This window comes from Curtobacterium sp. MCPF17_050 (assembly GCF_003224435.2).
Classification (GTDB): Bacteria; Actinomycetota; Actinomycetes; order Actinomycetales; family Microbacteriaceae; genus Curtobacterium.
The window spans coordinates 2,503,281-2,516,624 of the sequence record NZ_CP126250.1 but is presented as its reverse complement, the minus strand read 5'-3'; the positions used below and the strand labels follow the sequence as shown (position 1 = coordinate 2,516,624).

Below are 13,344 nucleotides of genomic sequence, written 5' to 3'. Positions count from 1 at the left end.
CTGTCTCAGCGATGAGACGAAGCCGCGGGATGACGAAGAGGTCCCTGTTCGACACCGTCCCGAAACACCGCGCTGCTACAAACGCTGCATGCTCTCCGTCACCGGCGCACACCGTGTTCTCGTCGACCCCCGTACCGAGCGTGACGGCGACGTCGTGGTCGACGACGGCAGTGCGGTCGCGACGACGCTCGACGCCTCGGGATGTGTCGTCACCGCCGGCCTCGTCAACGCACACCACCACCTGCTGCAGACGGCGTTCCGGACCCTCCCAGGGACCCGCGGTGTACCGATGGCGGACTGGCTGCCGGCGATGGCCGGTGCGTACGGCCGGGTGGGCCACGACCCGGAGCTCTACGGACTGGCCGCTGCCGTCGGGGCCGCGGAGGGTCTCCTGTCCGGGGTCACCACCATCGCCGACCACCACCTCAACTGGCCGGCGGACGCGACGGCGGACGACACGGTCGCGCTCGCCGCGGCCACGGTGGACGCCGTCCGCGGACTCGGCGGGCGGCTGGTGTTCGTCCGGGGGAGCGCCCGGGACGACCCTGAGCGGGCGGCCGCGTCGGCGGACGCGATCGTCACCGGACTGCTCCACGAGGACGCGGTCGGCGGCGTCGACCCCGACGGACGACTGCAGGTCGCGGTCGGTCCTGCGGGCGTGCACTCGGACGGCGAGGCGACGTTCCGTGCCCTCGGCGAGGTCGCCGCCCAGCACGGCCTGCGCCGACGCACGCAGGCGAACGAACAGGTCGACACCGCCATCGCCCTCGAGCGGTACGGACGACGCCCGCTCGACCTGCTCGAGCAGTGGGGGTGGCTCGCGCCCGACGTCACGATCGCCCACCTGTGCGACGTCACCGACGACGAGGTCGCCCGCATCGCGGCTGCCGGGGTCACGGCCACGCACGCACCGGGGTGCGACGTGCCGATGGGGTGGGGGATCGCGCCGGTCGCGCGGCTCCTCGCCGCGGGCGTCCCGGTCGGTCTGGGTACCAGCGGTGGCGGCAGCAACGACGCCGGACACCTGCTCGCGGACGCCCGCCTAGCGATGCAGGTCTCCGCACTCGTCGGGCCGCAGCTGCCCGCCCGACAGGTGCTCGGCACGGCGACCGAAGGGTCCGCCGTCGGTCTCGGGCGGCCGGAACTCGGACACCTCGGCGCCGGGTCGGCCGGGGACCTCTGCGTCTGGGACGTCTCCGGCGTCGCGGATGCCGGGGTCGCCGACCCGGTCGCCGGCCTCCTGTGGGCGTTCCCGGGGCGGCGGCCCCGCCACGTCGTCGTCGGTGGCCGCGTGGTCGTGCGGGACGGGAGGCTCGTCACGGCCGACGAGGGCGAGCTGGCGGCTCGCCTGCGCGAGCGGTTGGCACGGACACCTGCGTGAGCCGCCGCGCGGGGCGCTCGGTCCGGTTGGTGGCTTCGGTCAGTGCGCGCGGTTCAGCCGGTCCGCGAGCCGCCCGAGTGCCCAGTTGAGCAGGAAGCCGAGCGCGCCGAGGACCGGGAGCACGACGACGACGACCGTCCAGACGACCTTCGCCAGCTGACTCCGCGTCCGGTCACGCCACAGGACCACCAGCGCCCCGACCTCGAGCAGCATGATCACGAGCAGCACCGCGGCGTGCGTTCCGACAGCCAGGTTCCCGAACACGTCCCACCTCCGCTGGAGGGCTCGGTCGCACTCCGCTCCCGGAGTGTAGCGGCGTCGGGAACGGCGGACGAGCCTCCCGTCGGCAGTGGTCGCCTCCCGTCGGTCCTGCCGTGGTTCCGTGGTTCGCGCATCTCGACGGTCGAGGTGCGCGAATTGTGGAACCACGGAGGGACGGCGGCGGGGTGTCGTGGAACCCGGGCGTCTGGTTCCGGGGACGCGAGGACGCCGTCCCGCGGTGTGCGGGACGGCGTTCTGGTGGTGGTGCGTCAGATCGGGTGTTACTTGATCTGGGCGGTGATGGTGGCGGTGCCGACGAGCAGTCCGCGCTTGACGGCGTCGGTCTTGAAGGTCTGGTTCAGCAGGTCCGCGGCGTCCTGGGAGATGTGGACGGTGGTGCCGGTCAGGATCGCGTTGTCGCCCTCGAGCTGGAGGGGCTTGAGGGAGCCGCCGTGCAGCTCGAACAGGAACGCGTTCGGGGCGGCGACCTTGCCGTTGACGAGGACGTCACCGTAGAGCTTCGAGGAGCCCGGGTTCACGACGAAGTTCTCGAGCGTGACGGTGGTGTCGCCGGCCTTGAGGGTCAGGCCGGAGTCGTCGTGGTTCAGCAGACCCTGGACGTAGGGGCGGTAGTTGCCGTCCGGGCTCCAGTAGGTGACCGAGCCGGAGGTGATCGGGAACGACACGGCGCCGTCCTCCAGGGTCGCATCTCCCGAGACACCCGGGGTGAGCTTCAGCGAGGTCAGGGCGTCGGTGAAGCCCTTGTCGAGGGCGACGGAGGTGTCGCCGCCGAGGACCTCGGGGACCGAGGCGACCGGGGCGGGGATCTTCGACGCGGAGCTGGAGACGGTGTGCACGGCCGGGGTGGAGGCGTTCGCGGCACTGACGCCGAACGCTGCACCGCCGAGCACGAGGGCACCGGTCGTGGCGAGGGTGATCGAGGTCTTCAGGGACTTGCGCATGTCTTCGTTCCTTTGCTTGTCGCGCTCGGCGCGGATCTGGAATGGGATGCACACCGAACACACCCCGCGAAAGGGGTGGAGAACCAGCGATGTGCGGCTGGTGAGCGCTTGCGGGCCGTTCCCGGCTTGTGACAGTGATTCGGCACCGGTGCCGACATGGTTTGGGTGGGTTTCCCGTCGTTACCGTCCTGTTACATCCGGCCGCCCCGCCGGGTCGTCCGCTCCTGCCCGAGCGGTGCGCCCAACGGGCGGATTCGGGCAGACGAATCCTCCTGATCAGGCCTTTCCGGTCCCGGAGGCTGCGATCGACATGGCAGGATCGTCGGGTTCCGAGACGACGGCGTCTCCTCCGTCCGTCTCGAGAGGCGCCACCCCATGTCGTTCTGGGCCCTGTTCCTGATCGCGCTCGGCGTCTCCGCCGACGCCTTCGCCGTCGCACTCGGCAAGGGCCTGCACATGAAGCGGTTCTCCGTGCGCCAGGCCGTGGTCATCGCGCTGGTGTTCGGGGCCTCCCAGGCGCTCATGCCGCTGCTCGGGTGGCTGCTCGGCACCGCCTTCGCCAGCGCCATCGCGGATGTCGACCACTGGGTCGCCTTCGGCCTGCTCGCGCTCGTCGGCGGGAAGATGCTGTGGGAGGCCTTCCACGGGCACGAGGACACCGACGAGGACACGGACCGGCTCCGCGTCCGGGAACTGCTCGTCCTCGCCGTCGCCACGAGCATCGACGCGCTCGCGGTCGGCATCACGCTGGCGTTCCTGCCGGTGTCGATCGGGTGGGCGGTGCTGCTCATCGGGGTCACGACCGCGGTGCTGAGCTACGTCGGCGTGGTGGTCGGCCGGCGCGTCGGTGCACGCTTCGGCAAGCCGGCGGAGATCGCCGGGGGCGTGGTGCTCATCCTCATCGGCGTGCAGATCGTGCTCGAGCACACGGGCGTCCTGGGCTGAGTCGCATCCCCACGGGCGGACGGTGCCGAGAGCGGAGGAGGACGCTCAGACACCCAGCGGCGTCGGTGCGCCGAACCACAGTGCCACCGGTGCGACCACGACGACCAGTGCGCTGGCGAGCAGCACGGCGGTCGCTGCGGTCGGCGCCCGTCTCCCGCCGAGTGCGACGGCAGCGAGGACCAGCGCTGCCACCGAGCCGCACCACGGTCCGACGGCCAGGACCACGACGAGCGGCCACAGGAAGAGCGCCGTGTCCGCGCCGCGCAGCAGCACCGGCAGCCAGAGAGCTGCCCAGAGCACCAGCAACGCTCCGGCGGACACCGACGTCAGGACGGTCGCGACGACGAGCGTGGTTCCCCGAGCGCCGATCGGGCCGGTTGTCATGGACACAGCTGGAGCCTAGCGAGCCATCTCTCGGCGGCCGACGCCCTCACTGGTCGACGGAGCGACATCGCCGATGCTCCGCGCCGTCGGGGTACCGGCGGGGAGTGGCCCGCCGCGGCTGGTCACCGGGTCTGGGCCGTCCGCTGGTGGAGCGCCCCGCTCCCGTCGACGAGCGGACCGCCCGGAGCGCCCCGGCGCACGGCCACCACCTCGGCCATGATCGCCAGCGCCATCTCCGCCGGTGTCTCCGCTCCGATGTCGAGCCCGATCGGGGAACGAAGCCGCGCGGTGTCGGGCGTCCCGAGGTCGTGCAGCACCGCCAGACGCCGCTCGTGCGTCGCGCGGGACCCCATCGCCCCGACGTACCCGGCACCGCGGCGGAGGGCGAGGTCGAGCACCTCGGCGTCGAACCGGTCGTCGTGGGACAGCAGCACCACGACGCTGTCCGGCCCGATCGCGGTGTCGGCCAGCACCCGGGGCGGCCACCCCACGATCCGCTGCTGCGCCGCCGGGAACCGCTGGTCGGTGAGGAACACCGGCCGCGGGTCGACGACGGTGACCGCGTAGCCGAGCATGGCCGCGGTGTTCGTCACGGCGACGGCGAACTCGACGGCACCGACGACGATGCAGCGGGCGCGGCCACCGGCGTACTCGGTGAAGACCCGCGTCCGGCACCCGTCCGCCGGACGCACGACCGCGCCGAGCGACGCGGGCTCCAGGGACACCGTGAGCGACGTCGGCGTCCCGGCGGCGGCGGCACGGAGCGCGTCGAGCACGACGGCATCGCTCGGCAGGACGCGGTGGACGAGGACCTCGACCCGCCCGCCGCACCGCAGCCCCGGCGCCCAGTCGGCAGCGGGGTCGGACGGGTCCTCGAACCCGAAGCGCTCGAGCACGGCGACACCGGTCGTCAGGACCTCCTCCGCCGTCAGGTACAGGGACCCCTCGACGCACCCGCCGGAGATCGTCCCGACGACCTCGCCACCGGGCAGCACCGCCATCGAGGTGCCGGTCCCGCTCGGTGAGCTGCCCTGCACGTCGACGGCGGTCGCGACGACGACGGGGTCGCCGGCGTCGAGGACGGCCAGGAGGCGCGGCGCCAGTTCGAACATCACGCACCTCCGGCGTCGGCCGGGTCGGCGAGCAGCGCCCACACCCGGTCCCAGGTCATCGGGAGACGGTACGGCCGCACGCCGATCGCGTCCCGCACGGCGTTCGCGATGGCCGGGGCGACGGGGTTGTAGGGGGCCTCGCTCATGGACTTCGCCCCGAGGGGACCGAGCGGGTCGTGTGTGTCGGCGAACAGCACCTCGGTGCGCGGCACGTCGGACATCTTCGGCACCCGGTAGGACCGGAAGGCGTCGGTGGTGACCCGTCCGGTGTCGTCGAGCACGACCTCCTCGTACAGGGCCGAGCCGACCGCCTGCGCGGCACCACCCTCGACCTGCCCCCGGAGCTGTTCGGGGTTGAGCACGGTGCCGGCGTCCACCGCCTGGACGCTCTGCAGGACCCGGACCTCACCGGTGGGGCGGTGCACGGCGACCCGGGCCCCGTGCACGGTGAACGCGAGTGACCGGGGCGTGCCGTCATGGGTGCCGTGCGCGACGAGCGGACCGTCGACGAGCAGTTCCGCGTGCCCGACGAGTTCGTCGCCGACCCGCACACCCCCGGGCTCCACGGCGACCGCAGGCCCGAGCACCCCCGATGCGGTCCGTGGGGTCCGGGCCGCCACGACCGCGAGTGCCCGTGCGGTCATCTCGTCCCGGAGGGCCTGTGCGGCCGCGTACAGGGCACGTCCGGCGACGACGACGCCTGCGGAGCCGAACGCACCGGTGTCGTACCGTGCGGCGTCGGTGTCGGACTGGTGCACCTCGACGCGGTCCGGGGTGGTGCCGAGCGCGGTGGCGACGAGCTGCGTGTGCACGGTCGTCGTGCCGTTGCCGAACTCGGCCGTGCCGACGCCGATCCGGTAGCGGCCGCCCGGCAGCAGCTCGACCGAGGTGTGCGCGTGGTGTCCCCGCGGCGGCATGGTCGCGATGGCCGCGAGTGCGACGCCGGTGCCGAACGCCCAGTCCGGGGAGCCGTCGGGCCCGGGACCCGTCAGGACCGGCCCGTCCGTCCGCGGGACCTCGGGCAGGGGCCCGGCCAGGGCCTGTTCCACGAGGTGGAGGCACTGGTCGAGCCCGTAGCTGCCCTCCCACCGCAGGTCGGTCTCCTCGTGCGGATCGGTCACGACGAGCGGGTCACCGGGCACGACGACGTTCCGCCGGCGGAGCTCGAGCGGGTCGATGCCGAGCTCCCGCGCCAGCTCGTCCATCGCGGACTCGATCGCGAACACCACCTGCCCGAGGCCGTACCCGCGGAACGCCCCCGATGGCAGGTTGTTCGTGTACACCGACTCCGCGTCCACCCGCTTGGCCGGGCACCGGTACACCGCGACGGACTCGCTGACCGAGTGGAACATGACGCCGATGCCGTGGTTGCCGTACGCCCCCGTGTCCATCGTCTGGTCGACGTGCATCGCGGTCAACCTGCCGTTGGTGTCGGCGCCGAGGCGGACCCGGACGCGCATGGGGTGCCGCGTCGGCGCGATCGTGAACTCGTCGCGTCGGCTGAACTCGTACTGCACGGTCCGGCCCGTGCGCAGCACGGCGAGCGTGACGAGGTCCTCGGTGAGCATCTCCTGTTTGCCGCCGAACCCGCCGCCGACCCGCTTCGCGACGACGCGCACCCGGGCCGGGTCGAGCGCGAAGACGCGGGCGATCTCGTCGCGGATCAGGAACGGGACCTGCGTGGCGGTCCGGAGCACGAGCCTCCCGTCCGGGTCCACCCACCCGCGGGTGGCGTGCGTCTCGAGGGCGGCGTGCGAGACCCGGCCGGTGCTCCAGGTGCCGTCGACGGTCGCGGCGGCGACCGCGAGGGCCGCTCCGACGTCGGCCGTCTCGCCGTGGAGGCTCGCCACGACGTTGCATGTCGGCTCGGCGATCCGGTGCTCGGCCGACGTCTTGTCGCCGTGCAGGAGGGGTGCGCCCGGTCGGCGTGCGGCGTCCGGGTCGTGCACGCTCGGCAGGACCTGGTAGTCGACGCGGAGGAGCGCACACGCCAGCTCGGCGGTCCGGACGCTGTCGGCGACGACCGCGGCGACCCGTTGTCCGCGGAACCGCAGCACGCGGTCGAGGACCCGGGTGTCGTCCGGGTCGTCGAGCCGCGACTCGTGCCGTCCGGTGGAGAACAGGACGCCGGGGTCGTCCCGGTACGTCAACACCGCGTGCACCCCGGGGAGCGCCTCGGCCGCGGTGGTGTCGATCGCGGTGATGCGGGCGTGCGGGTGCGGGCTGCCGAGGACGGCGAGGTGCAGCAGGGCCTCGGTGGCCCGGACCGCTGGGGTGTCGGGGACGTCGAGCGTGTACTCCTCCTGCCCGGTGACGACGCGCATCGCGGCCGGCGCGACGACGGACGTCCCGACCGCTGCGCCGGGGGTCGCGCACGCGGTGTTCACGACACCGTCGAGCGCGTCCTCGATCGCCCGGTACCCGGTGCAGCGGCAGAGGTTGCCCTTGAGCTTCCGGTGCCGGTCGGCCAGGTCGTCGTCGGTGAGCGTGGACGCGGTGACGACGAACCCCGCCGTGCAGAACCCGCACTGGAACCCCGGAGCCTCCGCGAACGCGCGCTGCACCGGGTGCGGGTGCTCCGGGGTGCCGAGGCCCGCTGCCGTCGTCACCGTCCGGCCGTCCATCCGGTGTGCGGGCGTGATGCAGGAGTGCACGGGCACCCCGTCGACGAGCACCGAGCAGGCACCGCAGTCGCCGGCGTCGCACCCCTTCTTCACCGACGTCACGCCGTGCTGCCGGAGGAGCGTCCGGAGGACCTGACCGGGCTGCGGTGCGACCTCCATCGGGGTGCCGTCGACCTCGATCCTCATCGGGTCCCTCCCGCTGCGGCTTCGTCGCGGAGCTCGTGTGCGGAGCGGGTGCTGACCGCGCGGCGCCAGGCGGGGGACCCGTGCGGGTCGTCGTACCAGTGGTCGTCGGACCCGAGCGCGGCCGTGAGTGCGTCGTCGAGCCCGTCGGCCGTCGGGACCCCGGCGAACCGGAACACGATCGGGCGCGGGGTAGCCGCCGTGACCACGAGCACGAACTCCTGCGCGGACCACCGTGCGGTGACGAGGGACCCCGACCGGCCGTACGGGCTGAGCGACACGCGCCGGTACCCGGTCGTCGCTCGGAGAGCCGCCTCCGGGACCTCGAAGGACCGGATGACCTCGTCGTGGCGCAGGTCGAGCGTGCGCACGCCGAGGACGAGCCGCTCGACGGGCACCCGCCGCTCCCCGCCGTCGGGTCTCCACACGACCGCGGTGGCGTCGAGCGTGACGAGCAGCGCCGTCATCGCACCCGCGGGTAGCCCGACGGCCACGTTCCCGCCGACGGTCGCGGCGTTCCAGACCTTGAACGACGCGAGCAGGGCGTTCGCGCACTGCTCGATGAGCGGCCATGCTCGCCACGACCCGTCCGGCCGGACGCGCAGCAGCGACGCGATCGTGCAGGTCGCGGCGACGGTCAGGCTGCCGGGCGCCCGTTCGACGTCGGGCCAGCCGAGCGTCGTCAGGTCGACGAGGCCGGTCAGGCCGGGCTGTTCCTCCGAGAACAGCCACGTGCCGCCACCGAGCGGGCGGTCACCGGGGGAGAACGCGAGGTCGTCGCGGTGCGACGGCGTCCGCACGGTGCGGACGGAGACGAGGTCCATGGACGGGTCCGATCAGGGCAGGGCGACGGGGGACGGTCGGCGCACCGACTCGTCGGCCGTGCGCGATCATGCCCCGGTTCCATGCCATGTCGGCAACCGTAGGGAACCGGTGTTTCAGCACCGTTTCGGGGAAGCAACAGCCGGTGGCGGTCGCCGCGCCGGAGCCGTGACCTGCTCGACGCCTGCCCGAAACACGGGGGTGCCATCCTCCGGGACATGACCGTTCCGCTGTCCACCCCCGTCGTCGTCCACGTGTTCGACCGACTCGACGACGCCGACGCCCGTGCACTCGTGACGTCCTGGGCCGCCGTGCCCCGGTGGGTCGAGGCCGTGCTCGCCGGTCGTCCGTTCGGGACCGTCGGCGCCCTCACCGCGGCGGCCGACCGGCTCGCACGCACGTGGACCGACGCCGAGGTCGAGGCCGCGCTCGCCGAGCACCCGCGCATCGGTGACCGTCCCGTCGGTGACGGGGCGGCGGCAACGGCCTCCCGGCTCGAGCAGGCTGCGTCCGCCGGTGCCGACGTGGCCACCGCCGCGGCGCTCCGGCAGGGGAACGCGGACTACGAAGCGCGGTTCGACCGGGTGTTCCTGGTCCGGGCCGCCGGGCGGACCGCGGACCAGGTCCTCGCCGAACTCCGCCGACGACTCGGCAACGACGACGACACCGAACGCACCGAGGTCGCCGACCAGCTGCGGGAGATCGCCCTCCTCCGACTCGCCAGGAGCGTCGCATGAGCCACCTCACCACCCACGTGCTCGACACCACGCACGGTCGACCGGCCGCGGGCATCGCCGTCACGCTCGTCGACGCCGACGGGGTGCTCGTCGCGTCCGGCACCACCGACCCGGACGGCCGCATCGCCGCGCTCGGCCCGGACCGCCTGCCGCCGGGGGAGTGGACGCTGACGTTCGCCACCGGCGCGTACTGGGCCGGACTCGACCTGCCGGCGTTCCACCCCCGCGTGGTCGTCGTGCTCACGGTGCCGGACGACCCCGTGCACCTGCACGTCCCCCTGCTGCTCAGTCCGTTCGCCCACTCCACCTACCGAGGGAGCTGACCCCGACCATGACCGACACCACCACGACCGACACCACCACCAGCACGTCCGTCCCGACGACCGTGCACCTCGGCGCGAACCAGTACGGGAAGGCCGAGGTCCGCCTGGTCCGGGTCACCCGCGACACCGACCGGCACGAGATCGAGGACCTCACCGTCACCACGCAGCTGCGCGGCGCGGCGCTCGCCGACTCCTACACGGACGGCGACAACGCGAAGGTCGTCGCGACCGACACGCAGAAGAACACCGTGTACGCCTTCGCCCGGGAGCACGGGGTGCACAGTCCCGAGGAGTTCCTGCTCCGGCTCGCCCGACACTTCACCACGGCGTTCGACTGGTACGACGGCGCGACGCTCTCCGCCGAGCAGCACACGTGGGAACGCATCGCCGTCGCGGGCCGCGAGCACGACCACGCCTTCGTCCGGGCCGGTGCCGGCACCCGGACCGCGGTCGTCCAGGTCGACGGCGACGACGTGCACGTCATCGCCGGCGTGACGGACCTGACGGTGCTCAAGTCCACCGGCAGCGAGTTCCACGGTTTCCCGCGGGACGGTTACACCACCCTGGCCGAGACCGACGACCGGATCCTCGCGACCTCGGTGACCGCCCGCTGGCGGTACCTGCCGGACGCGGTCGCGGCGGGCATCGACCACGACGCCGTGTACGCCGGCGTGCTCGAGACCATGCTCGCGACCTTCGCGGAACTGCACTCCCTCGCGCTGCAGCAGACGCTCTTCGCGATGGGCCGGGCGACGATCGAGGCGTTCCCCGAGATCGCCGAGGTGCGCTTCTCGATGCCGAACAAGCACCACTTCCTCGTCGACCTCGCGCCGTTCGGGCTCGACAACCCGGGCGAGGTCTTCTTCGCCGCCGACCGCCCGTACGGCCTCATCTCCGGCTCGGTCGTCCGGGACGGCGTGGCCGAGGCGCCCGCTGCGTGGACAGCGCTGCCCGGGTTCGTGTGACCGGGGCAGTTCCCCGGTGAGCGACCGCGCCGGGGGCACCACGGGCCTCCTGCTGGCGGCGGGGGCGGGCACCCGCATGGGCATGCCGAAGGCCCTGGTCCGCGACGCCGGCGGGCGACCGTGGGTCACCACGGCGGTCGACACGCTGCTCGCCGGCGGGTGCGACGCGGTCGTCGTCGTGCTCGGGGCGTCCGCCCGGGAGGCCCGTCCGCTGGTCCCGGACCGGCCGTCGGTCCGCACGGTGGTCGCCTCCGCGTGGGCGGAGGGGATGGGGGCGTCGCTCGCCGCCGGGCTCGCCGTCGTCAGGGAGGGCGACGGGGCCGCCGCGGTGGTCGTGTCCCTCGTCGACCTGCCGGACCTGCCGGTCGCGGCGGTCCGGCGTGTGCTCGACGTGCCGGGTGATCGTCGTAGGGCCCTACGCCGAGCCGTGCACGACGGACGCCCGGGGCACCCCGTCCTCGTGGGGCGGGTGCACTGGGGGCCGCTGGCGGCGGTGCTCCACGGGGACCTCGGAGCTGGCCCGTACCTGCGGTCCGCCGGCGCCGAGCGGGTCGAGTGCGGCGACCTGTGGGACGGCCACGACCACGACCGGCCGGGACCCGGCCGCCGGTGAGCCGGGCGTGGCACGGACGACGGGAGGCCCGGTACCACCGGTACCGGGCCTCCCGTCTGCGCAGGCGACGACTACGCGACCGACGCGCGCACCTCGGCGAGTGTCGGGTAGTCGGTGTAGCCCTCGGCGCCCTGACCGTAGAAGAGCTCCGGCCGCGGCTCGTTGAGCTCGGCGTCCTGCTCCCAGCGCTCGGCGAGGTCCGGGTTCGCGATGGCCGGGCGGCCGACGGCGATGGCGTCGGCGATGTCCTCGTCGACGACCATGACCGCCTCGTCGCGGGTGGTCATCGCGCTGAAGCCGGAGTTGACGACGAACGGCGCACCGGCGGTCCGACGGATGTGCTGCACCAGGTCACCGGCGGGGTCGGCGTGCAGGACGTCGATGAAGGCGAGGCCGAGCGGTGCGAGCCCCTCGGCGATCGCGCTGTAGACGGCGCGCACGTCGTCGGCGTCGTCCTCGACGACACCCTGGATACCGTGCGCCGGGGACAGGCGGATGCCGGTGCGGTCGGCGCCGATGGCCTCGGCGACTGCCGTGGTGACCTCCACTGCGAAGCGCGCGCGGTTCTCCGGCGAGCCGCCGTACTGGTCGGTCCGGATGTTCGAGTGGGTCGACATGAACTCGTGCACGAGGTACCCGTTCGCTCCGTGCACCTCGACGCCGTCGATGCCGGCGGCGATGGCGTTGCGGGCGGCCTGCACGAAGCCCTGGACTGCCTCGGCGACCTCGTCGGTCGTGAGCTCGTGGGGGACGGGCATGTCGGCCTTCGAGCCGTCGGCCAGGTGCGTCTGACCGGGGGCGGCGACGGCGCTCGGGCCGACGATGCGCGGGGTCTGCGCGATCGAGGGGTGCGAGACGCGGCCGCCGTGCATGAGCTGCATGACGATGGTGCCGCCGCGCTCGTGCACGGCGTCGGCCACGCGGCGCCAGCCGGCGATCTGCTCCTCGGTCTCGATGCCGGGCTGCCCGGGGTACGAGCGGCCCTCCTGGACGGGCCAGGTGCCCTCGGTGACGATCATGCCGAGGCTCGCGCGCTGCGCGTAGTGCTCGACGAGCAGGTCGTTCGGGACGCCGTGCTCACCGGCGCGGGTGCGCGTGAGCGGTGCCATGACGATGCGGTTGCTGAGTCGGAGGGCGCCGAGGGCGGCGGGTTCGAAGAGCTTCACGTGGAGCGGGAACACGAGCGCCGTGTTGCGTATTCCGACTTCACGCGCCGCAGCGGTCCGTCGGCGTCAGCGGCGCGGGCAGACGAGGGTGGAGGAGCGCACCTGGCCCTCCGGCCGGATCACGGTGTGCAGGGACAGCGGCTGGTGACAGATCGGGCACTCGCGGTCGACGGTCCGGTCGTCGATCCCCTCGGGGTGGCCGGCACCGATCTGTGACGGGCCCATCTTGTCGATCAGCGTCGTGTTCCAGCGTTCGTACCACCGGGCGAAGCGTCCCATGGCTGCCTTCCGTTCTTACCCTGATCGTTAGTGTACTCGCTGTTCGCCTCAGACTGCGTCGACGACCTCCAGGAGTGCGGTGAGTTCGTCCTTGAGCGCCTCGAGCCGTGCGACCGGCCATCCCAGCCGTGCCGCGACGGTGACCGGGACTGCTTCGGCGCGGTCGCGGAGTGCGCGCCCCGCGGTCGTCAGCGACACCGCGAGCTGTCGTTCGTCCTCGGTGCTCCGGCCACGACGGACGTAGCCCGACGCTTCCAGCCGCTTCAGGAGTGGGCTCAAGGTCGCGGACTCCAGACGGAGGTCGGTCGCGATCTCCCGCACCGAGCGCGGGTCACGCTCCCACAGGGCGAGCATCACGAGGTACTGCGGGTGGGTGAGGCCCATCGGTTCGAGCAGCTCGCGGTAGAGCCCGACGACGCTCCGGCTCGTGGCCGCGAGGGCGAAGCAGAGCTGCCGGTCGAGGGAGAGCGGGTCCGTCGCGGTGTTCGCCATGCAGCCACCGTACCCTTCGTGCACGAAGAGTCGCGCGAGCGGTGCCAGCGACCGGACGCACAGGAGGCCCGGTGCTGGTCTCGTGGACCGGCACC

The 13,344-nt window shown here is 73.2% G+C and carries 15 protein-coding genes; 6 read left to right on the top strand and 9 right to left on the bottom strand.

The genetic code is table 11. The features are described from left to right. Positions 1-88 precede the first annotated feature (88 nt). On the top strand, positions 89-1,381 hold the full coding sequence (locus DEJ34_RS11975) for an amidohydrolase family protein (RefSeq protein ID WP_110911851.1): 1,293 nt from the start codon (positions 89-91) through the stop codon (positions 1,379-1,381). A gap of 39 nt (positions 1,382-1,420) precedes the next feature. Here DEJ34_RS11975 and DEJ34_RS11970 read toward each other — a convergent pair whose 3' ends face one another. Beyond that, a complete protein-coding gene (locus DEJ34_RS11970; protein WP_110901192.1) occupies positions 1,421-1,645 on the bottom strand; it encodes a PLDc N-terminal domain-containing protein in 225 nt (74 codons plus the stop codon). 278 nt (positions 1,646-1,923) lie between these two features. Further along, on the bottom strand, positions 1,924-2,604 hold the full coding sequence (locus DEJ34_RS11965) for a hypothetical protein (protein ID WP_110826207.1): 681 nt from the start codon (positions 2,602-2,604) through the stop codon (positions 1,924-1,926). A 375-nt stretch (positions 2,605-2,979) separates the two neighbouring features. On the opposite strand from DEJ34_RS11965, the gene DEJ34_RS11960 reads away from it, so the two are divergent. Then, positions 2,980-3,549 (top strand): manganese efflux pump MntP, encoded by a 570-nt coding sequence (locus DEJ34_RS11960; RefSeq protein ID WP_110911715.1) that lies wholly within the window; start codon positions 2,980-2,982, stop codon positions 3,547-3,549. Between the two features lie 45 nt (positions 3,550-3,594). Here the strand turns inward: DEJ34_RS11960 and DEJ34_RS11955 are convergent, their stop codons facing one another. The 4 genes from DEJ34_RS11955 to DEJ34_RS11940 form a co-directional block, all read right to left on the bottom strand. Beyond that, a complete protein-coding gene (locus DEJ34_RS11955; RefSeq protein ID WP_146234151.1) occupies positions 3,595-3,939 on the bottom strand; it encodes a hypothetical protein in 345 nt (114 codons plus the stop codon). A gap of 116 nt (positions 3,940-4,055) precedes the next feature. Further along, a complete protein-coding gene (locus tag DEJ34_RS11950; protein ID WP_110911716.1) occupies positions 4,056-5,045 on the bottom strand; it encodes an XdhC family protein in 990 nt (329 codons plus the stop codon). Beyond that, on the bottom strand, positions 5,045-7,855 hold the full coding sequence (locus DEJ34_RS11945) for a molybdopterin-dependent oxidoreductase (RefSeq protein WP_110911717.1): 2,811 nt from the start codon (positions 7,853-7,855) through the stop codon (positions 5,045-5,047). The genes DEJ34_RS11950 and DEJ34_RS11945 overlap by 1 nt, the downstream gene beginning before the upstream one ends. Beyond that, positions 7,852-8,676 (bottom strand): FAD binding domain-containing protein, encoded by an 825-nt coding sequence (locus DEJ34_RS11940; RefSeq protein WP_110911718.1) that lies wholly within the window; start codon positions 8,674-8,676, stop codon positions 7,852-7,854. The genes DEJ34_RS11945 and DEJ34_RS11940 overlap by 4 nt, the downstream gene beginning before the upstream one ends. Positions 8,677-8,892: 216 nt before the next feature. Here DEJ34_RS11940 and uraD point away from each other — a divergent pair, with 216 nt between their 5' ends. The 4 genes from uraD to DEJ34_RS11920 are packed head-to-tail and all read left to right on the top strand — an operon-like array spanning position 8,893 to position 11,312. Further along, a complete protein-coding gene (uraD, locus tag DEJ34_RS11935) occupies positions 8,893-9,411 on the top strand; it encodes a 2-oxo-4-hydroxy-4-carboxy-5-ureidoimidazoline decarboxylase (protein ID WP_110901461.1) in 519 nt (172 codons plus the stop codon). Next, positions 9,408-9,734, top strand: coding sequence for a hydroxyisourate hydrolase (gene uraH, locus DEJ34_RS11930; RefSeq protein ID WP_110901460.1), 327 nt, complete (start codon positions 9,408-9,410; stop codon positions 9,732-9,734). The genes uraD and uraH overlap by 4 nt, the downstream gene beginning before the upstream one ends. Positions 9,735-9,742: 8 nt before the next feature. Further along, positions 9,743-10,699 (top strand): factor-independent urate hydroxylase, encoded by a 957-nt coding sequence (gene pucL, locus DEJ34_RS11925; RefSeq protein WP_110901459.1) that lies wholly within the window; start codon positions 9,743-9,745, stop codon positions 10,697-10,699. 16 nt (positions 10,700-10,715) lie between these two features. Next, positions 10,716-11,312, top strand: coding sequence for a nucleotidyltransferase family protein (locus DEJ34_RS11920; protein ID WP_258368367.1), 597 nt, complete (start codon positions 10,716-10,718; stop codon positions 11,310-11,312). Positions 11,313-11,383: 71 nt separating this feature from the next. Here the strand turns inward: DEJ34_RS11920 and DEJ34_RS11915 are convergent, their stop codons facing one another. The 3 genes from DEJ34_RS11915 to DEJ34_RS11905 form a co-directional block, all read right to left on the bottom strand. Then, positions 11,384-12,478 carry an alkene reductase gene (locus DEJ34_RS11915; protein ID WP_110901474.1) on the bottom strand — a complete coding sequence of 365 codons (1,095 nt, stop codon included), beginning with the start codon at positions 12,476-12,478 and terminating at the stop codon, positions 11,384-11,386. Positions 12,479-12,544: 66 nt separating this feature from the next. Beyond that, entirely contained in the window at positions 12,545-12,757 is a 213-nt protein-coding gene (locus DEJ34_RS11910; RefSeq protein WP_110890165.1) for a hypothetical protein, read from the bottom strand. Between the two features lie 48 nt (positions 12,758-12,805). Next, complete coding sequence (locus DEJ34_RS11905) at positions 12,806-13,249, bottom strand: MarR family winged helix-turn-helix transcriptional regulator (RefSeq protein ID WP_110901458.1); 444 nt, start codon at positions 13,247-13,249, stop codon at positions 12,806-12,808. Between the last annotated feature and the right edge of the window lie 95 nt (positions 13,250-13,344).

Bases quoted from the DNA above. Each gene is read 5' to 3' on its own strand.
- DEJ34_RS11975 (WP_110911851.1), top strand. From the start codon at position 89: ATGCTCTCCGTCACCGGCGCACACCGTGTTCTCGTCGACCCCCGTACC.
- DEJ34_RS11965 (WP_110826207.1), bottom strand. From the start codon at position 2,604: ATGCGCAAGTCCCTGAAGACCTCGATCACCCTCGCCACGACCGGTGCC.
- DEJ34_RS11960 (WP_110911715.1), top strand. From the start codon at position 2,980: ATGTCGTTCTGGGCCCTGTTCCTGATCGCGCTCGGCGTCTCCGCCGAC.
- DEJ34_RS11950 (WP_110911716.1), bottom strand. From the start codon at position 5,045: ATGTTCGAACTGGCGCCGCGCCTCCTGGCCGTCCTCGACGCCGGCGAC.
- DEJ34_RS11945 (WP_110911717.1), bottom strand. From the start codon at position 7,855: ATGAGGATCGAGGTCGACGGCACCCCGATGGAGGTCGCACCGCAGCCC.
- DEJ34_RS11940 (WP_110911718.1), bottom strand. From the start codon at position 8,676: ATGGACCTCGTCTCCGTCCGCACCGTGCGGACGCCGTCGCACCGCGAC.
- uraD (WP_110901461.1), top strand. From the start codon at position 8,893: ATGACCGTTCCGCTGTCCACCCCCGTCGTCGTCCACGTGTTCGACCGA.
- uraH (WP_110901460.1), top strand. From the start codon at position 9,408: ATGAGCCACCTCACCACCCACGTGCTCGACACCACGCACGGTCGACCG.
- pucL (WP_110901459.1), top strand. From the start codon at position 9,743: ATGACCGACACCACCACGACCGACACCACCACCAGCACGTCCGTCCCG.
- DEJ34_RS11910 (WP_110890165.1), bottom strand. From the start codon at position 12,757: ATGGGACGCTTCGCCCGGTGGTACGAACGCTGGAACACGACGCTGATC.
- DEJ34_RS11905 (WP_110901458.1), bottom strand. From the start codon at position 13,249: ATGGCGAACACCGCGACGGACCCGCTCTCCCTCGACCGGCAGCTCTGC.